This is a genomic window from Bacillus daqingensis, assembly GCF_042654445.1.
Lineage (GTDB): Bacteria > Bacillota > Bacilli > Bacillales > Salisediminibacteriaceae > Alkalicoccus > Alkalicoccus luteus.
Genome location: NZ_JBHSGK010000004.1, coordinates 177,709 through 197,834, shown reverse-complemented (window position 1 = coordinate 197,834; position 20,126 = coordinate 177,709). Strand labels below are relative to the sequence as shown.

The 20,126-nt window shown below is 52.3% G+C and carries 22 protein-coding genes and 1 riboswitch; all 22 genes read right to left on the bottom strand.

Annotation, left to right across the window (positions count from 1 at the left end; genetic code table 11):
• Positions 1 to 15: 15 nt before the first annotated feature.
• A complete protein-coding gene (locus ACFO4L_RS05800; RefSeq protein ID WP_377908755.1) occupies positions 16 to 789 on the bottom strand; it encodes a P-loop nucleotide/nucleoside kinase family protein in 774 nt (257 codons plus the stop codon).
• Positions 786 to 1,553, bottom strand: a complete 768-nt coding sequence (locus ACFO4L_RS05795) for an enoyl-CoA hydratase/isomerase family protein (RefSeq protein WP_377908754.1) — start codon at positions 1,551 to 1,553, stop codon at positions 786 to 788. The genes ACFO4L_RS05800 and ACFO4L_RS05795 overlap by 4 nt, the downstream gene beginning before the upstream one ends.
• A gap of 10 nt (positions 1,554 to 1,563) precedes the next feature.
• Positions 1,564 to 2,508 (bottom strand): fumarylacetoacetate hydrolase family protein, encoded by a 945-nt coding sequence (locus ACFO4L_RS05790; RefSeq protein ID WP_377908753.1) that lies wholly within the window; start codon positions 2,506 to 2,508, stop codon positions 1,564 to 1,566.
• Between the two features lie 33 nt (positions 2,509 to 2,541).
• The gene (locus ACFO4L_RS05785; RefSeq protein WP_377908751.1) at positions 2,542 to 3,090 is read right to left on the bottom strand and encodes an NADPH-dependent FMN reductase; all 549 of its coding nucleotides are present in this window, start codon (positions 3,088 to 3,090) and stop codon (positions 2,542 to 2,544) included.
• Position 3,091: 1 nt separating this feature from the next.
• Positions 3,092 to 3,757: an alpha/beta fold hydrolase gene (locus tag ACFO4L_RS05780; protein WP_377908750.1), complete on the bottom strand. Its 666-nt coding sequence runs from the start codon at positions 3,755 to 3,757 to the stop codon at positions 3,092 to 3,094.
• Entirely contained in the window at positions 3,754 to 4,482 is a 729-nt protein-coding gene (locus tag ACFO4L_RS05775) for a FadR/GntR family transcriptional regulator (RefSeq protein ID WP_377908749.1), read from the bottom strand. Before ACFO4L_RS05775 ends, ACFO4L_RS05780 begins: the two co-directional genes overlap by 4 nt.
• 70 nt (positions 4,483 to 4,552) lie before the next feature.
• Positions 4,553 to 5,431: a VOC family protein gene (locus tag ACFO4L_RS05770; protein ID WP_377908748.1), complete on the bottom strand. Its 879-nt coding sequence runs from the start codon at positions 5,429 to 5,431 to the stop codon at positions 4,553 to 4,555.
• Between the two features lie 165 nt (positions 5,432 to 5,596).
• On the bottom strand, positions 5,597 to 6,064 hold the full coding sequence (locus ACFO4L_RS05765; protein ID WP_377908747.1) for an S-ribosylhomocysteine lyase: 468 nt from the start codon (positions 6,062 to 6,064) through the stop codon (positions 5,597 to 5,599).
• A 76-nt stretch (positions 6,065 to 6,140) separates the two neighbouring features.
• Complete coding sequence (locus ACFO4L_RS05760; protein ID WP_168009253.1) at positions 6,141 to 6,305, bottom strand: hypothetical protein; 165 nt, start codon at positions 6,303 to 6,305, stop codon at positions 6,141 to 6,143.
• Between the two features lie 122 nt (positions 6,306 to 6,427).
• Positions 6,428 to 6,796: a bifunctional adenosylcobinamide kinase/adenosylcobinamide-phosphate guanylyltransferase gene (locus ACFO4L_RS05755; RefSeq protein WP_377908746.1), complete on the bottom strand. Its 369-nt coding sequence runs from the start codon at positions 6,794 to 6,796 to the stop codon at positions 6,428 to 6,430.
• Positions 6,718 to 7,359, bottom strand: a complete 642-nt coding sequence (locus ACFO4L_RS05750; protein WP_377908745.1) for a histidine phosphatase family protein — start codon at positions 7,357 to 7,359, stop codon at positions 6,718 to 6,720. The genes ACFO4L_RS05755 and ACFO4L_RS05750 overlap by 79 nt, the downstream gene beginning before the upstream one ends.
• A complete protein-coding gene (gene cobS / locus ACFO4L_RS05745; RefSeq protein ID WP_377908744.1) occupies positions 7,311 to 8,066 on the bottom strand; it encodes an adenosylcobinamide-GDP ribazoletransferase in 756 nt (251 codons plus the stop codon). The genes ACFO4L_RS05750 and cobS overlap by 49 nt, the downstream gene beginning before the upstream one ends.
• Positions 8,063 to 8,590, bottom strand: a complete 528-nt coding sequence (locus ACFO4L_RS05740) for a bifunctional adenosylcobinamide kinase/adenosylcobinamide-phosphate guanylyltransferase (protein ID WP_377908743.1) — start codon at positions 8,588 to 8,590, stop codon at positions 8,063 to 8,065. The genes cobS and ACFO4L_RS05740 overlap by 4 nt, the downstream gene beginning before the upstream one ends.
• Positions 8,572 to 9,636, bottom strand: a complete 1,065-nt coding sequence (locus ACFO4L_RS05735; protein ID WP_377908742.1) for a pyridoxal phosphate-dependent aminotransferase — start codon at positions 9,634 to 9,636, stop codon at positions 8,572 to 8,574. Before ACFO4L_RS05735 ends, ACFO4L_RS05740 begins: the two co-directional genes overlap by 19 nt.
• Complete coding sequence (gene cbiB / locus ACFO4L_RS05730; protein WP_377908741.1) at positions 9,637 to 10,596, bottom strand: adenosylcobinamide-phosphate synthase CbiB; 960 nt, start codon at positions 10,594 to 10,596, stop codon at positions 9,637 to 9,639.
• Positions 10,593 to 12,062: an adenosylcobinamide amidohydrolase gene (locus ACFO4L_RS05725; protein WP_377908740.1), complete on the bottom strand. Its 1,470-nt coding sequence runs from the start codon at positions 12,060 to 12,062 to the stop codon at positions 10,593 to 10,595. Before ACFO4L_RS05725 ends, cbiB begins: the two co-directional genes overlap by 4 nt.
• On the bottom strand, positions 12,059 to 13,108 hold the full coding sequence (locus tag ACFO4L_RS05720) for a FecCD family ABC transporter permease (RefSeq protein WP_377908739.1): 1,050 nt from the start codon (positions 13,106 to 13,108) through the stop codon (positions 12,059 to 12,061). The genes ACFO4L_RS05725 and ACFO4L_RS05720 overlap by 4 nt, the downstream gene beginning before the upstream one ends.
• The gene (locus tag ACFO4L_RS05715) at positions 13,095 to 14,165 is read right to left on the bottom strand and encodes an ABC transporter substrate-binding protein (RefSeq protein ID WP_377908738.1); all 1,071 of its coding nucleotides are present in this window, start codon (positions 14,163 to 14,165) and stop codon (positions 13,095 to 13,097) included. Before ACFO4L_RS05715 ends, ACFO4L_RS05720 begins: the two co-directional genes overlap by 14 nt.
• Positions 14,166 to 14,309: 144 nt before the next feature.
• A riboswitch (cobalamin riboswitch) is annotated at positions 14,310 to 14,487 on the bottom strand.
• A 63-nt stretch (positions 14,488 to 14,550) separates the two neighbouring features.
• The gene (gene cobT / locus ACFO4L_RS05710; RefSeq protein ID WP_377908737.1) at positions 14,551 to 15,564 is read right to left on the bottom strand and encodes a nicotinate-nucleotide--dimethylbenzimidazole phosphoribosyltransferase; all 1,014 of its coding nucleotides are present in this window, start codon (positions 15,562 to 15,564) and stop codon (positions 14,551 to 14,553) included.
• Entirely contained in the window at positions 15,551 to 17,044 is a 1,494-nt protein-coding gene (locus tag ACFO4L_RS05705) for a cobyric acid synthase (RefSeq protein WP_377908736.1), read from the bottom strand. Before ACFO4L_RS05705 ends, cobT begins: the two co-directional genes overlap by 14 nt.
• Entirely contained in the window at positions 17,044 to 17,580 is a 537-nt protein-coding gene (locus ACFO4L_RS05700) for a cob(I)yrinic acid a,c-diamide adenosyltransferase (RefSeq protein ID WP_377908735.1), read from the bottom strand. The genes ACFO4L_RS05705 and ACFO4L_RS05700 overlap by 1 nt, the downstream gene beginning before the upstream one ends.
• A 1,025-nt stretch (positions 17,581 to 18,605) precedes the next feature.
• Positions 18,606 to 20,096 carry a potassium/proton antiporter gene (locus ACFO4L_RS05695; protein WP_377908734.1) on the bottom strand — a complete coding sequence of 497 codons (1,491 nt, stop codon included), beginning with the start codon at positions 20,094 to 20,096 and terminating at the stop codon, positions 18,606 to 18,608.
• Positions 20,097 to 20,126 lie beyond the last annotated feature (30 nt).

The following is a 20,126-nucleotide window of genomic DNA, read 5'->3' as shown; positions in this document are numbered from 1 at the left end:
ACATACCGCTCCTCTCTAAGCATGATCGATCATGATTTTTTTCCACTTTATGTGCACCGTGCAAATCATACCGAGCTGTGTGCGCACTGCTTGTTCGAGATGCTTTTTCCATGATGCTATATCTGCGATCGTGATTTCCGGGCTAGTTGAAATCTGAACGGCAATCTGCTCGAAGCCTGTCTGAATCTGATCAAGCCGGATCCCGGGCTGTTCATGAATTCTTGTCATATCCTTTAAACACTTCGGAGAAATGACGATACGATCTTTTCCGGTGTAAACAGGCTTGACGACAAGCACTTCCTGATCCCTTCTGCGAAGCCGTATCAGCAGTTTTCTAAACCAGCTGCCGGCGAAGGCTGTGCCCGCTTCTTCCGGCAGGACAGGGATGACGTGCAGGTTCCGGTTCCGCTGCTGTCCGGCATAAAGCGTTTCATCTTCTGACTGTACATCCTGAATCGCAATCCATTCGGATGGTTCAGGAAGATCGAGCGCTCGGACGATCGTACGCACCATCCGCTTCGACGTTCCGATCACGAGCAGGGAGTGCAGCTGGTGCTCGGCCAGGGCCTGCTTCACTTCATCGCGGTGCGCTTCTGCATGAAACACGGCCCGCTTGACGGCCGCAAGCAGAAGCTGCTCGTTTTTAGCGGATCGTCCTGCAAGTCTTCTGCCTTCCCTGATCAGCAAACCATCGTCAATGATCGCCGCAGCTCCCGTCTGTTCAGCAATCTCTGTCGCACGGTGGCTTTTCCCGGTACCGCTCTTTCCGTGAAGACCGTAGACCTTCACGAACGCCTTCTCCTTGACGGGAAATCCGGAACCCGCTTTTCCATAAATGCTCTGCAGCCTTCCCGAAAATCGGTTTCATCCGCATAGTGGAATGTTCCGTAGGCCTCAGGTGCAAAAAGAGCGTCCACTGACCCTTTCGACAACTTCGTAATGCTTCCTGCCAGTTCCAGCACTTCTTTATCAAGTGCTTCCCGTTCAACGATCCGGTTGAGCAGTCCGAGTCTTGCGGCTGTTTCATGTCCGTAAATTTCACTCATCAGCAGAAGCTCCTTCGTGCGGTGGGAGCCGAGAAAGCGGTCGATTCTTTCGAGAAATTCCGGTCCGAGGCGGATACCCAGCTTTGCAACCGGTATGCCCATTTTTGTGTGCTTAGTCCCGAGGCGGAGCGAGAAGGTAAGAGACAAGATAAACCCGGCTCCGTACACCGGTCCGTCAATCGCTCCAATCACCGGCATTTTCAAGTTTTCAAAGGCTGCTATCGTCTTTTCCATCGTTCGAAATGCATTGTCTGCCTCTTCTTTTGTCATCCCGGCAAATTCCTTGATGTCCGAGCCGGCGGTGAAGTTCCCTGGTACACCACGGACGACAACCACTTTATTTTTCGGGTTTTCCTGTATTTCTGCTGCTGTTCTGCCGAGCTCTTTCCACATAGCGGTGGTCAGTGCATTTCTCGCTTCAGGCCGGCTGATTGTGATGACGGCGATTCCGGCGCCTTCCTGCAGCGTAATCTTTCCATCAGGTGCTCGCTTAATTACGATACGCACGGTGGGCCTCCTAGCTTAAAAACGTTACGCGGTTCGTCTGCTTTCCCAGATCGATGCTGCCGTCTCTGCTTCTGATTTCACTGGTGATGATGTCTCCGTCCTGCAAATAATGCTCATTCTTTTCCTGACTTTTATTTAACGTTGCCATTTTTTTATCCATTTTTTCAAACGGGTTCAGCAGCTCATTCATTTCATCCGGCGAAAGCTTTAACGCGACGCCTCCCGGGGTGCCAGTCATGAGCAGATCTCCCGGCCAGAAGTCCATCATACCTGAGAGCTCGACCAGCGTTTCCTCCGGCTTATACAAAAGCTGAAAGGAGTTGGCCTGCTGGCGTATTTCTCCGTTCACTTTCAGGGTCAGCTCCAGGTCGTGCACGTGCTGTGCTTCATCTTTATCAAACAGATACAGAACAGGGCCGGTCGGACAGAAGGTACGGAAGCTTTTCCCCTTATACCACTGGTTTTCTGCAAATTGTATGTCACGTGAAGAAATGTCGTTGGTGATGACAAAGCCTGCGATGTAGTCACCGAGTGCACTGAAGTCGTCCGGCAGCTTTTGATCAAGCTTCTTCCCGAACACAAGCCCAAGCTCGATTTCATAATCCAATAGCGTGACGTGCGCAGGGCTTTCGATCTCGGTGTCCGGCGGTGCGATCGAGCTTGCTGCTTTCGTGAAGATCAAATTAAACGGAGGACGTCCGGCATCCAGCCCCCCTTCTTCACGGTGCGAAGAGTAGTTGGCCCCCTGGCAGACGATTTGCGCAGGCGTTGTTACCGGACTGAGCAAGGTTACATGCTCCGGATTAATCGGATTGCCGGCCGGCTCCGCTTGTTTGGCTCCGTGCTCCAGAAAGGCTGCCAGCGTATCGAACTGCCCTGCCGGATAAATCCCTTCCTCCGTCAGAAGCCCCCAATGAATTCCATCATGTTCATAACGTACAATTCGCTTACCCATGCTGTATCCGCCTCCATTCATGTTGTTGAGCCGTTACAATGCTGGCTCTGTTTTTGCAAATGTTTCGAAGTTTTTCATCACGGTATCGAGAAAATCAACGGTTCCGGTGTCGGTAATCGAACCGTCTTCAGCTAATTTCTGATGCACGCCGCCGATAAACACTTCATTCCCAGGCAGTACTCGTGCACTCATGCCTGGAGCTGCAAGAATCTGCCGCAGATGCATCTGACAGCGGACTGTTCCGAGGAAGCCGGGGCTTGCCCCAACGATCAGCACTGGCTTGCCGGTCAATACTTTATCGACTCTGGAAAGCCAGTCCAGTGCATTTTTCAGCATGCCCGGAACGGAATGATTGTACTCGGGTGTGACAATGATCACCGCGTCGCTGTCTTTAATCTGCTGCTTGAATGCCGTCACTTCTTCTGCAGGAGATTCCTCTGCATCCTGATCGAAATACGGCAGGTTGACGAGATCGGGCATGTCCATTTGAAACGTATCACCGTAGCGTTTCTTCATAAAATCCGCGATCTTTCTGTTATAAGAATTCTTGCGGATGCTGCCTACAAGTACAGTTGTTTTCATATCATAAGTGCTCCTTTCGTTCCTCAAGCCAGCTGAGAATCGCCTCTGCCGTTTCCTCCGGCTTTTCCAGCATCACGTAGTGTCCGCTCTCTTCAATCACTTTCACGTCAGCTTGCGGTTTTACTCCGCGGACCTTTTCCACAGCCTGCTCCGGCAAAAGCCGGTCTTCGCTGCCATATACAAACAAAATCGGAGCCTTCAGCTGATCCAGCCGGTTCCAGCCGTTCCGGTAATCAGCGCATGCTTTGAAATCAATATATGCCTGCTGCGGTGATCCACCGTACGTATCTGTTTTTTCTTCCTCCAGCAGCTCAGCATCTACCTTTTTTCCATAGGATGCATGAAAAAGGCCAGCCGGATACGTACCTTCCTTGAGTTTTTTCAACACATGCTCGTGTACCGGCAGTTCGGGGTGTCCGGCTACGATAATAACAGCTGCCGGCTGCTGTATGCCAGAAGCCTCCAACGCGCACAGGCTTCCCATGGAATGGCCGATCAGGACGGTGCTGGTATCTACTGAAAGAGCTGCACTCTTTTTCTGAATCGTATCGCCTTGAGACAAGTCAGCTGCCTGAACGTCGTATTCCTCCAGCTTAGGAGAAAGCCGGCGCCACTTAGCGGGGCTGCCCCCTGCACCGTGCAGGAGCATGAGCTTGTATCCGTTCATTTTGGCGCCTCCTTTTTCACTTCTGCTTCGTATTCTTTCAGGAGACGGCTTACTGTATGGAGCAGCGTTTCCATCCGCATCCTTGCCTCGTCTTCCTTTCCTTCAATTACCGCTGTCATCACATCCCGGTGCAGATCCAGAGCCATCCTTCTGCTGCTGTCCCCTGCGCGTTGGAGAATTCTCATCGTTGTATGCCTGCTCTGGTAAAGCCCTTCCTGCAGCGTCTGAATCAAACTTTGCATCAGCTCGTTGTGGGAAGCGTGCAGAATCGCTTCGTGAAAGGCCGCGTCTGCTGCTACCCACTCGTCCTCGCTGTTTACCGACTGCTCCAGCAGATCGTACCGGTGCCGGATCGCGGCAATGTCTTCTTCGTCTGCATTTTTCGCAGCCAGTTTGACAGCTGCCGGCTCCATCGCCAGGCGGACTTCTGTCAGCTGCATGAGAAACGACTGATTTTCTTCTGCGGCTGCAGCCCAAGAGATAATGTCCGGGTCCCACCAAAGCCACGCTTCGCGAGGGCGCACGACCGTCCCAGTCCGCGTGGACGACTCGATCAGCCGCCTTGCACTAAGTCCTTTCATAGCCTCACGCACCACCGTGCGGCTGACACCTTTCATTTCGCTCAGTGTTTCTACTTTAGGAAGCAGCTCCCCTGGCTGGCGCTTTCCCTGGACAATGCTGCTCCCAAGCTCATGCAGCAGCTGTTCACTCAAATTTTTAGGCATAGACTCCACTCTCCTCCTGAATCGGTACGTTCAGCATAAGCTGAAAGACGCAGTCTGTGAAGTCCTGAAGTTAAACGAGCGCTTTTTCGAAATCAACGCCCCAAAGAGACAAGCATTCTTCCGTGCTCCAAACTTTCGGCTTTTGCGGAAAATCCCGGTGCCATGGTCGAGGATCAAAAATGCCCAGCTCTTTAATGAATACATCGCCATCCGTAAACAGCTCAATCAGGTTGCCTTCCGGATCGTAATGATAGCAGGCAATGTTATGGCCCGCCCCATGTCTGGAAGGACCCCATTCCAGATGAACGCCGTTCAGACGCATAAAATCGAGCGTTTCAACGAGGTGGCTGTAGTTTCGAAGCTCAAGCGCCAAGTGATGCATGCCCTTCTTCTCCGACGTAAAGAAGTTGAGTACGTGGTGATCCCGGTTGCACGTCATAAATCCGAAAAAGTCTTCGATCCAGTCCGTGTTGTAAAACCCGAGCTTTTCGTAAAACGCTACCTGCTTTTTCGCGTCAGATACACGAATCGACAGGTGACCTACCTTATTCGGACGGATCCCCTCTTTTTGGAATCCTCGTTCTTCCGCCAGATCCATCGTTGGATAAAGCTCTACGGTGTAGCCGTCCGGATCCTTGAACTGCAGCGCCTCTTTTACTCCAGGGGCCGGATCGTGCAACAGTTCTGCCTCAATCTCAAGCGACTGGAGATGATTTTTTACGTCGTGAATGTCTCCCTCTGCCGTATACTGAAAGCCAAACTTGCTGATTCCGCTCTCAGCGCCTTCTTTCAGGATGATGTTATGGTGATCCGTCGAGCTACTGAAGTAAGCGCTTCCATTTCTCTCGTCCGTTAAGCGAAAGCCGACAATGGACTCATAATACGTTTTCATCGCCTGAAGATCCTGAACATTGAACTCCACATAACCGAGCTTAAATACATTCAGCATGGATATGTTCCTCCTCTTCTTAAGTTGTATTAATAATATAATATTATTAATTGCTCGTCAATGATTGTGCCCTTCGATTATTTCGTTGCACCAAGGAGGCGGCGTTACCTCCAGCCGCCAAAAAAAGGACGCCGGCAGCAAAGGCCGTGCGTCCCGTTCTTCGTTTTACGCATGTTTAAAAATAGTTGTCCATTCACTGCGCCGCTCAAGCATCCCGGAAGCAATTTCCTTTGCTCCTTCCAGCGAGTGAGAAGCTGCCCATCCGCACTGCACCTCGTTGCAGGCAGGAACCTCTTCGGCTTCGAGAACATCCTTCAGCGTTTTTTCTACCAGCTCCAGCACACCTTCATAATGGTCATCGTTAATCAGGCTCAAGTAAAAGCCCGTCTGACAGCCCATCGGTGAAACATCAACGATGCGCTCGTGATGATTGCGGCTGAACTCGGCCATCATGTGCTCCAGTGAATGAAGCCCCGGCATATCCATATGCTCCTCATTCGGCTGGCAGAAGCGGATGTCGTATTTATAAATCGTATCGTTCGTTCCTTCCACCTTGCCTGCCAGGCGAATATACGGTGCGTCCACCTTCGTATGATCCAGGTTGAAGCTTTCTACGTTCATTTTTTGTGCCATCGTACCGCCTCCTTCAAACAGTCATTGGTGACAGTGTATCATGTTTTGCAGTTTGTCTCGACTTCCCCGTCCCAGCTCAGCCGGCGAGGATCAGCCACAGCACTGTCAGCAGGATCGCCTGGAAAAATGTCAGTTGTAAATCTTTTTTCCAGGGCCGTTTCGTCACAAACACCATTGCCCGGAGCAGTGCAAACAAAATCAGCCAGAAAATCAAAACAAGCAGGATATAATTCAGGATCATTTGTCTCCCCCCTGTTCTTTATTTTACACAGGAAGCCGTCCCTCTGCGAGGAGAACGTGATATGCCGCCAGGCAGACTGCTGCTGTACATCCCGAGGAAGACTGTTACCACTCCATTTGTTTTTAAGGCTTTTTTCGCTTCACGAGCCCGTGCCAGACGTAATCTACCGTTTCGGCTGCCTTTACAAGCTTTTGAGCAAGTCTGCCGTTTTCATCACGCAGCCGGCGGTCGCCGGCGTCAGCCGGTACGATGCCGTTTCCCATTTCTTCGATAATGACAACGACGCAGGTTTGATCGGAAAGCGTCTCAAGCCAGTCGATTACGTCTGCTGATGTATGTCCGCTCCGCAGCCATGCTGAGCAGCCGGTTACGATCGTGACATCTGCTTTCGGCGGACGTTTCCCGCCTGCATTTATCCATTCTGCTTCGGGGTAGCTTCGATCGGCATGCTCCCTTTTTCCAGCGTAGGCACCGCCGATAATGATGTGCATATCCACCCTTCTTTCTGCCGGCTTATCGTTAGACGGAAGGCGCCTCCGTGCCGGACTTTATACTGCCAGAGATGCTCAGCGGCCCCTGTCAGCATGAGCAGCGTTCGTATAACGCCTCCATGGGTTACAGCGACTACCCGCTCCGGCGCTCGTTCAAGCATGTCTGCGTACCAGTCTCCAACTCGCTCATTCAAATCATTCCATGATTCGCCTCCCGGGGGCCTTCTCGTGACAGGGTCGTCCACCCACCTCCGGTAAGCCTCCTCATGCTTCAGCTCCTCATACGTGCGCATTTCCCATTTTCCAAAATGCATTTCGCGGAGCCGCTCATCAAACTGAGGCGTCAGGTCTAGTGCTGCAGCGGTCTGCCGGCAGCGCAGCAGGTCGCTTGCGTGCACCTCCTGCCACTCTGCCGGAACGAGCAGCCGCTTCAATTCCTTTAATGCCGGTGCGGACTGTGGCGATATCGGCTCATCCGTCCACCCCAAATACTGCTTGGCCAAGTTCGCTTCCGTTACGCCATGACGAACAATGTCCAGATAAATAGTGTCGTTAGAATCCATAGCTCTCCTCCTTCTATTGAAGCTCCTGCCAAATCCCCGTTTATGCCCCTAAACTGCTTAAGATACCAGCTGCGAATGCCCGCACAGAACAAAACCAACGCCAGTCCGGCCAGCACTCCCGGTGTTCCTGCTGCGATGCAGACAGCCGCCAAAGGCAAAGCAGCGATCCAGGCGTCTGCAGGCTTGGTGTACTGTTTCCACACTGCTGCCAAACCGTCCGAATGCGCTGTTTTCGTAAACACGAGTAAATAAACAGCCGTCATTCGTCCTGCTGCAGGAACTAGTAAAAAGAGCCACGGGCTGATGTCTGCGGAAAGCAGTTCATGGATTAGAATCAGCTTCCAGAGCAAAAGCACGATAACGCTTACCATGCCGAAGCTTCCAACCCGAGGATCCTGCATGATCTCCCACTTGCGCTCCAAGGGGGCATTGGATCCTATCGCATCAAAAGTATCCATCCAGCCATCCAGATGCAGCGCTCCGCTGATCCAGATGAAATAAGTGAGAATAAGCGCAGCTGTGACCGCTGATGAGGTGATAGTCTGCGCAGCAAGCGCGGCTGCCGGCAGACCGATCAGCAACCCGATTAATGGATAAAAGCGGAGGGCCCACCTGGCTGACGTCTTATTCCAGTCAGCCTGAATCGGCATCGGTACTCTTGTTAAAAACTGCATCGTTAAGATAAATCCGTAGCCGGCCTGCTTCACAATGGGCTCCCCTTCCAGCAGACGGGCATGCCCGCCTGCACCTGATAAACATGATCGGCGCGCTTTACAAGCTGCCGGTGGGCAGCTTCCAGCACCCGCACATAGCGGTGTACCTCCTCTGCACGTGGCAGCACCGATTCATTTACGTCATTAGACACGATCGTAAGCATCAGCTCCCTCCGCCGGGCTTCATCCAGAAGAGCCGTGACCGCATCTATGACATCATGCTCTGAATTATGCTGCTGATACAATAAATTTGCCGTCCAGATTGTCAAACAATCCAGCAGGACAGCTCCTTGTTTCGGAAGCGCCTTGATCAGATCTGTCTGTTCCTCAATCAGACGAAACCGGCTGTTCCGATCCTCACGGTGCTTGCTTATGCGTGCTTCCATTTCCGCGTCTGTCACGCTGGCCGTCGCCAAGTATACGGGATGCTCTGCCTGGGTAAGAACGAGGTGTTCTGCCCAGGCACTTTTGCCGGATCGCGCGCCTCCGCTGATAAACGTCAACTCGGATCTGCCCATTGCTGGAGCACCTCCATCAGTCGCTTGTTTTCTTTCCTCTGACGCACAGCCAGCCGAAGCGCACGTCCCTCAATTCCTCGAAAGCCGTATGTATGCCGGGCAGCGATTCCGCTTTCGGCCAAATGTGCCAGCAATGGTTCATGATCAGAAAGCGATGCCTCCTGAAGCAGATAATAGTTCACGCTCGTATCCGACATCGTCATACTCGTTGGAAGCTGTGTTTGAATCCATTCCAGTTCCTCCTGCAGCCACAGCCTTGTTTGACGAATAAATGCATGTTCCTGCATCATGCTGCCGAGCAGGATTTCACTGATCGTATTAACGCTCCACGGAATTTGATTGTTTCTCATCCGGCCGGCCAGTTCTTCCCCTGCAAGAGCAAACCCGCAGCGAAGTCCCGGAACGGCAAACATTTTTGTCATCGAACGCAGTAAAATCAGGTGATCATGCTGAACCAGCAGATCATTCAGCTTTTCATATTCGGGCAGAAAATCAACGAATGCTTCGTCCACCACTATGGTAGTAGTTGGAATCTGCTCCAATAGCTGGCGAACGTCCCGTTTAGGCAGTACAACTCCGCTCGGATTGTGCGGGCGGTTTAAAAACAGCAAGTCTGCTCCGGTTCTTTCCACTTCCTGCACCAGTTTTTCGCAGATTCCGTGGTCAACCGCCCCGTCAACTGCATAGACGTTAATACCGTAGTGACGACAAGCCCGCCGGTATTCACTAAATGACGGCTCTGCCATCACCGCTGTTTTACCGGCAGAAAGCGAGGCTGCGAGAAATATGGCCTCCGCTCCACCGTTAGTGACACAGACCTGCTCCCGGTCTACCTGCTCTGCCGCTGCGATTTGGCCGCGGCAGTTTGTATAGGCCGGATCCGGATAACGGTCCGTTTCGTATAACGCATTGGCAGCGAGCTCCAGCATCCCTTTCGGAGGACCGAGCGGATTAATATTTGCACTGAAATCAAGCCACTGCGTCTTGCCGGATGTGTACGCTTTTAGATAATCCGGCTGGCCGCCGTGATCAGGCCATTGCACCATTTACATTCCTCCTATCAAAACAAACAGAGTGACGCCAGCCGCTGCACCGAGCAGCGAAGCGCCATACAGCATCCGGACAGCAGAGATAATGTGGGTTCGTTCAAGCACCTTCGCCCCCGGTCCCATTTCCGCACGACGGGAAACTACCCCGTGATAATAGTTGGTTCCGCCGAGCTTGACCCCTAAAAATCCAGCAATAAATGCCTCGGACCAGCCACTGTTCGGGCTGGGATGTTTTCCTGCATCCTGCCAGGCCCAGCGAAACCCTTGACCTGCCTGCTTTGGATTCATTACCAGTGCTGCTCCTGTCATGAGCAGCAGCGTCAGCCTCGCCGGGAGCCAGTTTACAACATCATCGAGTCTTGCAGAAGCCCAGCCAAAGGCAGCGTATGGTTCACTGCGGTACCCGACCATGGAATCGAGCGTATTGACAGCGCGGTAGGCCATCGCAAGCGGCGGTCCGCCGATAAACGCATAAAACAGTGGAGCGGTCACGCCGTCCACTGTGTTCTCTGCAACTGTTTCCACCGTACCCCGTACAATCTCCGACTCGCTCAGCTGGGCCGTATCCCGACCGACGATCATCGAAAGCGCACCTCTGGCTGCTGGTAAATCTCCTTTTGCGAGCGGCGTCATGACCGCATAGGCCGCTTCCTTTAAACCGCGGCAGGCAATCGTTGACGCGGTCATGAGAACCCCTGCTGCCATGGAGGCAGCCGGATGAAGCACCCATGCTGCATAAAGCAGCAAAGCGGAGACACACCAGACGAAGCCTGGTACGAAAGCAGCGAGCAAAACACCTTTCCATCTTCTGGCTCGGTTCGACCCATGATTCAGATGCCGGGTGCCGAATGCGATCAAACGTCCCATCCCAGAAACCGGGTGCGGGAGACGTTTCGGATCCCCAATTACCCAGTCAACGATGAGAGCCGCCGCAGCTGTCCATCCCGGAATGATCATGTGTGCGTCTCCTTCCAGCGCCTGTCTGCCCGCACCGCTTCTCTCGTCGCTTCATAGACGATACGGCCTATCCCCCGCCCGACCGGGGTTCCAGACCCTGCGTAAGGCGTCCGTTTTCCCTGCTGGGTCGCGGCAATAACGAGCGCATCCGTAGAAGTGCTTGTGGCGGGAGTTCCAGTTTGAGGATCACGAACATCTTCATCCCGCAGTGCCTGCACCTTCGCTTCTACTGCAGACATACACGCGTTCACGAGCGCCCCGTCCGTCAGGTTCGCATCCACCGCCAGGAACGTATTAATCGTACCGATTTTTTCCCGCTCCAATTCAGGACCGTCATAAGTGATATCAACCGCGTTTCCGGTGCCTGCCGTCACGACAGCGGTAAACGCGATGCCATTGATGGTTTCTTTTCGGACAACGGCCATTTCTGTTTTCACAGCGGTCATCAGGCCGATCGACTGTTCAACCGGCAGACTGCGTTTTTCCAGCCACGCTTTCATATCAGCTTCCGGAGTACGGCTGCTGTATTGTTTGTCGACGTGAAAATTGGCAATGTGGCGAATCCACTGAATTCCCTCACCGGCCACCCCGTTGGAAATTGTCCGGAGCGGCTTTGGACTCGAAATTTGGACCAGATTTCGATCAGCTTCTACGGTGACACTGTCGTGAAGAGACATGGCAGATTCATCCTGCTTTTTCGGGTTCATGAGCAGCTGCGGCCGCGGCAATGTCGGATGCGACTGCGTCCACGTTTCTACTCCGTAAATACTGGACAGCCGCTCTGAACGGCGCATAATATCGACCGGACCCGTTTCCTGAAGCTTTCCTTCATGAAGAAGTCCGACGCGGTCACAGTAAAGGGCCGCAATATTTAAATCATGCAAAATGGCAAAGACGGTTAGTCCCTGCGTTTCCTGCCGCTCTTTCAATACGTTCAGCATGTCAAACGTATGACGAATATCAAGATGATTCGTCGGTTCATCCAGCAGAAGCACCTCCGGCTCCTGCACAAGTGCCTTTGCGAGCAGTACCCGCTGCTTTTCACCTCCGCTTAACCGGAAGAACGACGTATCGCGAAATTTTTCTGTGTCGGTCAGCGCCATAATTTCATCGATGAGCGCCCTGTCTTCCCGGCTCAGCATTTTAAACAGGCCTTTTTGAAAAGCATAGCGGCCGAGCCGGATCACTTCCTCGACAGTAAAATCGAAGGAGACATTTGTTTCTTGTGTGAGAACGGCTATTTTTCTGGCACGCTGCACTGGAGACATCGTTAACAGCGAAGCACCCTGAAGCGATACGTCTCCATGGTCTGGCTTAAGGGAACCGCTGACAAGCTTAAACAGCGTCGTTTTTCCGCTGCCATTCGGACCGAGCAGGCCGAAAAATTCTCCCTGTTTTATATGAAGGTCCATCGATTCAATGATTGGAGGGCCGCCGTAGCCGCCGCTCAGTCCGGTGATGTTCATGCCAGCTTCTTCCCCTTTCCGATGCGGTTTCTAATAAGCAGAAACGCAAACATTGGTGCGCCGATCAGCGCCGTGATCACACCGATTGGCAGTTCCTTTGGTGCAATAATCGTTCTTGCCGTGATATCTGCAAAGATTAAGAAGGCCCCTCCGATGATCATGGAAATTGGCAGCACATGCCGGTGATCTGGTCCCGTAACAAGCCTTACAAGGTGCGGGATAACTAGACCAACAAAGCCAATCGTACCCGATACAGCAACGGCCGCACCAGTCAGCAGCGACGCGCCGCCAAGAATAAACACTTTCCCGCGGCCGACGTTTACACCAATATGACCGGCAGCTTCTTCTCCGAGCGCAAGTGCATTCAGGTCCCGGTAGCGGGTGACGAGCATAATGGAACCGATAATCAGAAACGGTACGATCAGCTGCACGTAGCTCCAGCCTCTCATACCAACACTCCCATACAGCCAGTAAATAATCTGCGTCATTTCATCCTGGCTGCCGAGCGAGATAATCAGTGAAATGATCGATCCGATAAATGCACTGACGATAATTCCCGCAAGGATAATCGTTTCGATCGCCAAACTTCTGCTGCTGAGCTTTACAAGCCCGAACACAAGCATGAGCGTGAGAAACCCGCTCACAATCGATACAGCCGGGAGCGTAAATGCACCAAGTCCTACGATCGTGAGCTGGAAAAAGATAACGAAAACAGCGCCGAGGGCCGCACCGGAGGAAACGCCGATCGTATATGGGTCCGCAAGCGGGTTTCTCAGCAACCCCTGAAATGCTGCTCCGGCAAGCGCGAGAGACGCGCCAACACATAGAGCCAGCAGCACTCTCGGCAGCCTGATTTCCCAAATAATCGAGTACTGGTTGGACGGAACGTCATCCAGCAGCTGAGCGCCGATTGTTTTATCCAGAATAATATGCAAAATATGCGGAACCGGGACCGTTACGCTTGAATAAAACAGTCCAAGTGTTATCGCAGCAGCAAGAAGACCGAGGCTCCCTGCATAGTACAGCCACGCTTTATTCGAAAACATCCGGATATACAGCCTCAGCTACGGCACGGGTTCCTTCTACAAGGCGCGGACCGGAGCGCGTCACGATATCACTTTGCACATCGTGTACGTCCTCGTTTGCCACAGCAGGAACATCACTCCAGCCATCGCGGTTCATTACTTCTTCTTGAGGATCCTCCACATAGTATCCGTAGGTAGTGACAATCGTGTCCGGCTCGAGCGTGACAATTTCTTCTTCGGTCAAATTCACCCAGCCTTCATGCTCTTCCGCTGCGTTTTCCGCCCCGATCGTCTCCAGCATCTCATGCATGAAGGTGCCGGTACCAGTAGTGAAAATATCCGGAGATGGTGCTACTTCCACCCAGACGCGCTTGCGCTCTTCTTCGTCGATCGTTTCTCCAAGCTCCGCGAGCTCTTCCATGCCGCTCTCCATCTCCGCTATGAGTTCTTCTGCATTTTCTTCTGTTCCGGTAAGCATGCCGAGTGTTTCAATCGTGTCATAAGTGCCTTCAAACGATTCGGCATTCCGCACAACAACGACATCAATTCCGGCATCACGCAACTGCTCTAAACTATCATCATGACTGGAGGCGTGATAATCCGAAACGAGTGCCATGTCAGGCTCTAAAGAGAGAATGCGTTCCAAATCCATGTCCTGCGCCCCGACATTTTCAATTTCGAGCGCTTCTTCCGGATAATTGCAATACTCCGAAACCCCTACGAGTCTGTCGCCTGCGCCGATTTCAAATAATATTTCTGTATCGCTTGGCTGCAGCGTAACAATAGTTTCCGGTTCTTCGTCGATCGTCACTTCATTGCCTGCGTTATCCGTTATCGTTACCGGGAACTCTCCGGCTGTTTCATTATCCTCATCATTTTGCTCCTCGTTTGATACATTGTTCTCTGTGTTATTTGCAGCTCCTTCTTCATCTTCCGCTGCCTCATTGTTGCCAGTCGTGTCTTCGTTTGCTTCCTGATTGTCCGTGTTCGTATTCCCGTTCTCATTGTTTTCCTCTGTCCCGCATGCGCTGATGATGAGCGCGGCTGATAGCAGAAGCGGTGCCGTCATTTTTTTCATCGTTACTCCCCCATGATTATGTAGTGGAACATAAAAAAACGCCGCCCTTCGAAGGACTGCGCTGAATAAAATGCATGAAGAGAGCCGTTTCAGATTCCCGGAAATCTCCTCGTCTGCACTTCAAACAACCTTTTTCCCGAAGGTGTTTAAATCGACAGAGAGGCAGGTCTCCTGACTTACGCATAAACGGCAGCCTCACCCTTCCCGCGGAATGCAGTGGATTGTGAAATGCCTGTGCGTTTACAGTGGCGGGTCCGTGCCGGATTCACACCGGCTTCCCTTTTCATCGGCTGATGCCGACACCTCTCTGCTGACGAGCGTTACGTTTTTCAGTTCTACTTTGTATTATAGTATGGACTGCTGGAAAAAGTCTACATCTGTTCTGTCAGGCAAGGCCGATATCGGCAAACGTCGCCATTTCTTCCGTCAGCGCCTGTGCCATTTTTAGCAGAGGATAAGCAGCGGCCGCCCCGGTCCCTTCGCCGAGACGCATCCCTAAATCAAGCAGCGGTTTTCCGCCAGCTGCTTCCAGCGCCGCTGCATGACCTGCTTCTGCAGATTTGTGTCCGTAAAGAAAAAAGCGCTCTGCTCCTGGTGCAAGTTTTGCTGCAGCTATAGCGGCAACAGTTGCAATAAACCCGTCTACGAGAACCGGCTTCCGCATTGAAGCCGCGCGAACCATGGCTCCGGCCATAGCCGCGATCTCCAAACCGCCTAAATCAGCTAATATGTGAAGCGGTTCCTTCGCATCAGACCGCTTCACCGCTCGCCCGATCACCTCGATTTTATGCTTGAGCTGCTGCCCCTCTACACCTGTCCCACTGCCCGCTGCCGCTTCCGGAGAAAGTCCCGTGTACGCACACAGCAGCGCGCTGCTTGCCGTTGTATTGCCGATGCCCATATCCCCGGGGATGATAATATCTGCCTTTGAAGCTTCAACGGCGTCGGCTCCAATTTGAAGTGCCTGCTTCACTTCTGCTGCAGTCATCGCCGGTTCCTTTGCTATATTTCCGGTACCGCGACGAACGTTGCGGTTGATAGCTGCCGTATCAGCTGCATCAATCCCCACGTTATACACATAAACATTTGCTCCGATCTGTCTCGCGAGAACGTTAACCGCTGCTTTGCCGGTCACAAAATTCTGCGCCATCAGCGCGGTGACTTCTGATCCGTAAAGCGAGACCCTTTCAGCTGTCACCCCGTGGTCACCTGCAAATACAAGCACCGCAGGCTTGTCTGTCTGAACCGTTCCCTGCATGCCCGCAAGCATGACAGCAAGTTCCTCCAGTCGTCCAAGGCTTCCCTGCGGCTTCGTTAACGTATCCAGATGCATCCGCATCTTTTCAGCTGCTAGTTTATCGATCTCAGGTATGTTCTCTGCCGCTTCACGCCAGTTCATCCGTTTGTCTCCCTTCGTTCATCAGCCGTTCAATCAGCTCCATATCAAGATGTGCTTCGACTGCATCGGCCAGGCGGTCAAACGCCTTCGTTTTCTCTTCTGAAACGTTCACTCTCCGGACAGGCGGGAGCGCTTTTTGACGTCTCAAGCTGTCCAGCAGTGCGTGGCGGAATGTATCGTTATGAAAAATGTCATGCATATACGTGCCGTACACGTTGTTCACTGCCGCGCTGCTGCCATGAATCCCGCCGGATAACCACTCCGGAGCTTCGTGAACGGTCTGCCCCATGTGCAATTCATATCCAGTGAGCGAATGCACCTTACGCTCCCAGTTAACGCTCGCTGAGATACGCACTGTCGTTTTCACTGGATCCATCACCGTCTTCATATCCGGAATCACATTCAGCCCCTGACACTCTCTCAGCTCTGTATCCGCAGCTGCCGGGTCCTCGACTGTTCTGCCAAGCAGTTGATAGCCGCCGCAAATTCCGATGATTGGCATCTCTCCCGCTTTTTCTGCAATCGCTTCGTTCAATCCGTTTCTGATCAAAAACTGTCCATCGGCAACCGTCGTTTTGCTGCCTGGCAGAATAAGCAAATCAGGTTCGCCTAGCTGCTCAGGCCGCTCGACGAATCGAACAGCACAGTCCGGTTCAAACCGGAACGGGTCCAGATCCGTGTAATTGGATAGATAAGGAAAGCGAATAACCGCAATATCGAGATCCCTGCCGGCCGTTTCCCTTCCGTATGTCTCCAAGCCAAGCGAATCCTCTTCTTCCAGGCGGAGGTCCGGCAGATAGGGCATCACCCCTGCGACCGGCTTTCCGGTATACTCCTCCAGCCAGTCAAGTCCCGGCTGAAGCAAAGACTGATCTCCGCGAAATTTATTGATGATGAAGCCCTTCACACGCTTTCTGTCTGCTTTACTCAACAGTTCAAGCGTGCCAACAATCGATGCAAAAACGCCGCCACGGTCGATATCGGCTGCAAGCAGGACAGGTGCCTCGGCCATGCGGGCAATGCGCATATTCACGATTTCCCGGTCCTGTAAATTAATTTCTGCCGGGCTCCCTGCTCCTTCTATCACGATCCGCTCTGTTCTGGAGGCTAGGCGGTTATAGGCATTCGTCACCGTCTGAAGGCCTTTCTCAAAGTACTGCTCCCGATATTCCGTTGCTTCCATGGCGCGAAGAACCTTGCCGTTTACAACGACCTGCGACCGGTTATAGCCGGATGGCTTAAGCAGAATCGGATTCATGTCTGTGTCCGCTTCCATTCCACATGCTTCGGCCTGCATGCCCTGTGCCCGGCCGATTTCAAGACCATCCGCCGTGATATACGAATTAAGTGCCATGTTTTGTGACTTAAACGGCGCTGTCTTAAAGCCCTGACGCGCAAATACACGGCAGAGGCCGGCAGTCAGCACGCTTTTTCCTGCATCGGAATGCGTACCCTGAATCATCAGCGGCGCTGCTTTCATTAAAATTCAATCCCTTTAATCGCCGGAATGCCCTCATCGTAATAATGCTTCTCGGCTTCTGTGACTGAAACGAGATCAGCGGCTTCTTTTATTTTTTCGTGTGCGTTTCGACCTGTTACGAGAACGTGGACGTGCTTCGGACGATTGGTCAGTGCCGAGAGAACATCATCGAGCGGAAGCACATCGTCAATTGGAAAGGAATCAATGGCAAGCGCGTTGTTCAGCTCATCCAGAATGACGACATCGTAGCTCCCATCCAGTGCTTCTACTGCTTTCGGCCAAGCCGCACGCAGCGCTTCACGGTGTTCTTCCGGCGTTTTTGTCCACGTAAAGCCGATGCCAAGCTGCTCTACTTCAACCCCCAGCTTTCGCAGCGATATTGTTTCCCCGTATGTACGCTCCGGCGATTTGATAAACTGCAGCATTTTAACGCTCATCCCTCGTCCGGCTGCCCGAACCGCCGTTCCAACAGCCGACGTCGTCTTTCCTTTCCCGTTACCTGTCTGCACCAGCATCATGCCTCGCTGTTCTGCCATGTCAATTCCTCCTTTTATTCAGGCAGGCTGAACACCTGCATCTGCTGCGTCCTAGTATATGCGAGTTAACGGAATTTGCAAAGCTCGATGCAGAGCCTGCAAATCGAATCATGCCGGTTAAGACCTCCTTGTAAGCAACCCTGTTGTAAAAACGAACTTGAGCGGCCTAACAAAATCGTTATAACGAATAAAACGGCACAAGCGCCACGAAAGCGAAAACAGCCTGAGGCAAATACAACATAAAGCGGCTCAGATAAGCGTAAGCCCGCCGGTTGCCCGTGCTAATCGATAAAAAAGAAGGCGGACCGATGTTGATCGGTCCGCCTTTCAGGCTGTTGAAAAAGTCTATCAACTTACATGTTTATTCGTATGATTGTATTTTCCTTCTGCTTACCTAGCCTGCCGTGGGCTGGCCTTCAGCTCTTCTCAGGGTGACCCCTGTATGAAGAGAAGAAAGGAACGGGAGGATGGCGCGGCTTCACTCGGACTCAGGCTTCTCACAAGAAGCCTTCAAGACTCAGTCCGGCTCCGCTCGCGCTTTTCATGCCGTTCGCAGATCTGAACGGCACGGCATCTTCAGACTGCGCTGTTTCCACGTGTACGCCGGACACATCGGGAAAACGGCTCTGATTCGTGGAGAACAACGTCACGACAGGCAGACGCAGCTGCTTTTTTACGTTTATCATGAATTCGATGAAGGACGGACTTCCCTACTTAACATCGAAACGTTTCATCGGGAAGGTTTACCTGTATGGAAGCCGATTGTGTATGCATAGCCAGGCACGTGAAACGCACTGCCAGCTGCCGACGTCGAAGGAACTCGACTCCGGGAGGATCAGAACGAGGCGAAGATCCAGCGCTTCCGACAGCAGGAGGAAGCGGTTAGCTGAGCCCGTTCCCTCCGGAAAGCGAGTGTCCGCAGATACAGGCAGATGCAATCTTATTCACTTAAAATGACTTTATCAACCCTCTGGAAGGCGGACCGATGTTGATCGGTCCGCCTTTTCAGCAGCCGTATTCCTGAATCAGGAATACGGTGGCTGCGGTGATTTTTTCTGTTCGAGTGCCCGCTTCAGTTCTCGCTTATAGCGGGAAGCAACGAGAATATAAAGAAAATCCCCGTTTTGAATTTCTGTTTCTCCGTAAGGAGTGATTAACGTTTCATCCCTTACGATCGCGCTGATCGATGCTTTACGCGGAAAGTCAACGTCTTTTAGCTTCTGTCCTGCAATCAGTGCGTCGCCGTCCACTTTAAACTGGACCATTTCTGCATTTGCTTTCCCCATCGATATCAATTCAATGGAGTGGTGCGGGTTGTCCTTCTTCGGTCCCATGAGACCAAGCCTTTTCGCGAGCGGCGAAATCGTCGTTCCCTGCACGAGAGCGGATGTGAGCACAACGAAGAAAACGATGTTGAAGAAAAATTCACTGTTCTCCACCCCTGCCACGATCGGGAAGGTTGCCAAAATAATCGGAACCGCCCCCCGAAGACCTGCCCACGACAGAAACAGCTTTTCATTGTTTTTATAGCCCATGCCGAGTGTGGACAAATAAACGGCTGCCGGCCTCGCGATAAAGATCAGCGCTGCAGAAAGAAGCAGTCCGCCGATGATAATGTCAAGGCTGAACAAGTCTGCCGGAAAGACGAGCAGGCCGAGTAAAATAAACATCAGAATTTGCGCCATCCAGGCAAATCCTTCGTTAAATTGGAAAATAGAGTACCGGTACGTAAGCTCTGAGTTCCCGATCACGAGGGCCGCAATGTAAACCGCCAGAAATCCGCTTGCGCCCGCTGCGGATGCTGCCCCGTATGTAAGCAGCGCAAACGCTACCGAAAAGATCGGGTACAGACCACTTGAATCCAGCTTCACCCGGTTAATCGCGATCGAGGCAATTTTACCGACAGCGATACCAACGATGAGACCGATCCCCATCTGCCAGACAAATTCCGGCAGAAGCGCCCACCAGGCCGTTTCCGGAATGATAATCAGCTCGATAAAGCCAATTGTTAAAAAGACCGCCATCGGATCGTTTGTCCCTGATTCAGCCTCCAGCGTCGCGCCCATCTTCGCCTTAATGTTCCGTTCCTTTAGGGCAGCAAATACGGCAGCGGCATCGGTCGAACCGACAATTGCACCGAGAAGCAGTGCCTGCATCATTGTAATGTCAAATATGAGATACGCCGCCAGACCGACGATCCCTGATGTTAAAATCACTCCAACTGTCGCGAGGGAAATCGAAGGAAGCGCTACGGCGCGAACGGTCGCAAATTTCGTCTGCAGACCACCTTCAAACAAGATGATGACGAGGGCAAAAATACCGACAAGCTGTGCAAGCTCCGGACTGTCAAAATACACGATACCGAGGCCGTCACTGCCAACGAGCATGCCGAGAAGAATAAACAACACGAGAGACGGCAGTCCCACTCTGTTGGAAAACTTTGCCGCGAGAACACCGCTGATTAAAATAAAGGCGCTTAAAATCAAATACGTATCAATTTGAGTTGTATCAACCAAGCCGGCGTCTCCTTTCGCAGTATATATATT

Excerpts from the sequence above, each read along its gene's own strand:
- ACFO4L_RS05790 (WP_377908753.1), bottom strand. The coding sequence starts at position 2,508 with ATGGGTAAGCGAATTGTACGTTATGAACATGATGGAATTCATTGGGGG.
- ACFO4L_RS05785 (WP_377908751.1), bottom strand. The coding sequence starts at position 3,090 with ATGAAAACAACTGTACTTGTAGGCAGCATCCGCAAGAATTCTTATAAC.
- ACFO4L_RS05780 (WP_377908750.1), bottom strand. The coding sequence starts at position 3,757 with ATGAACGGATACAAGCTCATGCTCCTGCACGGTGCAGGGGGCAGCCCC.
- ACFO4L_RS05775 (WP_377908749.1), bottom strand. The coding sequence starts at position 4,482 with ATGCCTAAAAATTTGAGTGAACAGCTGCTGCATGAGCTTGGGAGCAGC.
- ACFO4L_RS05770 (WP_377908748.1), bottom strand. The coding sequence starts at position 5,431 with ATGCTGAATGTATTTAAGCTCGGTTATGTGGAGTTCAATGTTCAGGAT.
- ACFO4L_RS05765 (WP_377908747.1), bottom strand. The coding sequence starts at position 6,064 with ATGGCACAAAAAATGAACGTAGAAAGCTTCAACCTGGATCATACGAAG.
- ACFO4L_RS05760 (WP_168009253.1), bottom strand. The coding sequence starts at position 6,305 with ATGATCCTGAATTATATCCTGCTTGTTTTGATTTTCTGGCTGATTTTG.
- ACFO4L_RS05755 (WP_377908746.1), bottom strand. The coding sequence starts at position 6,796 with ATGCACATCATTATCGGCGGTGCCTACGCTGGAAAAAGGGAGCATGCC.
- ACFO4L_RS05750 (WP_377908745.1), bottom strand. The coding sequence starts at position 7,359 with ATGGATTCTAACGACACTATTTATCTGGACATTGTTCGTCATGGCGTA.
- ACFO4L_RS05740 (WP_377908743.1), bottom strand. The coding sequence starts at position 8,590 with ATGGGCAGATCCGAGTTGACGTTTATCAGCGGAGGCGCGCGATCCGGC.
- ACFO4L_RS05735 (WP_377908742.1), bottom strand. The coding sequence starts at position 9,636 with ATGGTGCAATGGCCTGATCACGGCGGCCAGCCGGATTATCTAAAAGCG.
- cbiB (WP_377908741.1), bottom strand. The coding sequence starts at position 10,596 with ATGATCATTCCGGGATGGACAGCTGCGGCGGCTCTCATCGTTGACTGG.
- ACFO4L_RS05725 (WP_377908740.1), bottom strand. The coding sequence starts at position 12,062 with ATGAACATCACCGGACTGAGCGGCGGCTACGGCGGCCCTCCAATCATT.
- ACFO4L_RS05720 (WP_377908739.1), bottom strand. The coding sequence starts at position 13,108 with ATGTTTTCGAATAAAGCGTGGCTGTACTATGCAGGGAGCCTCGGTCTT.
- ACFO4L_RS05715 (WP_377908738.1), bottom strand. The coding sequence starts at position 14,165 with ATGAAAAAAATGACGGCACCGCTTCTGCTATCAGCCGCGCTCATCATC.
- cobT (WP_377908737.1), bottom strand. The coding sequence starts at position 15,564 with ATGAACTGGCGTGAAGCGGCAGAGAACATACCTGAGATCGATAAACTA.
- ACFO4L_RS05705 (WP_377908736.1), bottom strand. The coding sequence starts at position 17,044 with ATGAAAGCAGCGCCGCTGATGATTCAGGGTACGCATTCCGATGCAGGA.
- ACFO4L_RS05700 (WP_377908735.1), bottom strand. The coding sequence starts at position 17,580 with ATGGCAGAACAGCGAGGCATGATGCTGGTGCAGACAGGTAACGGGAAA.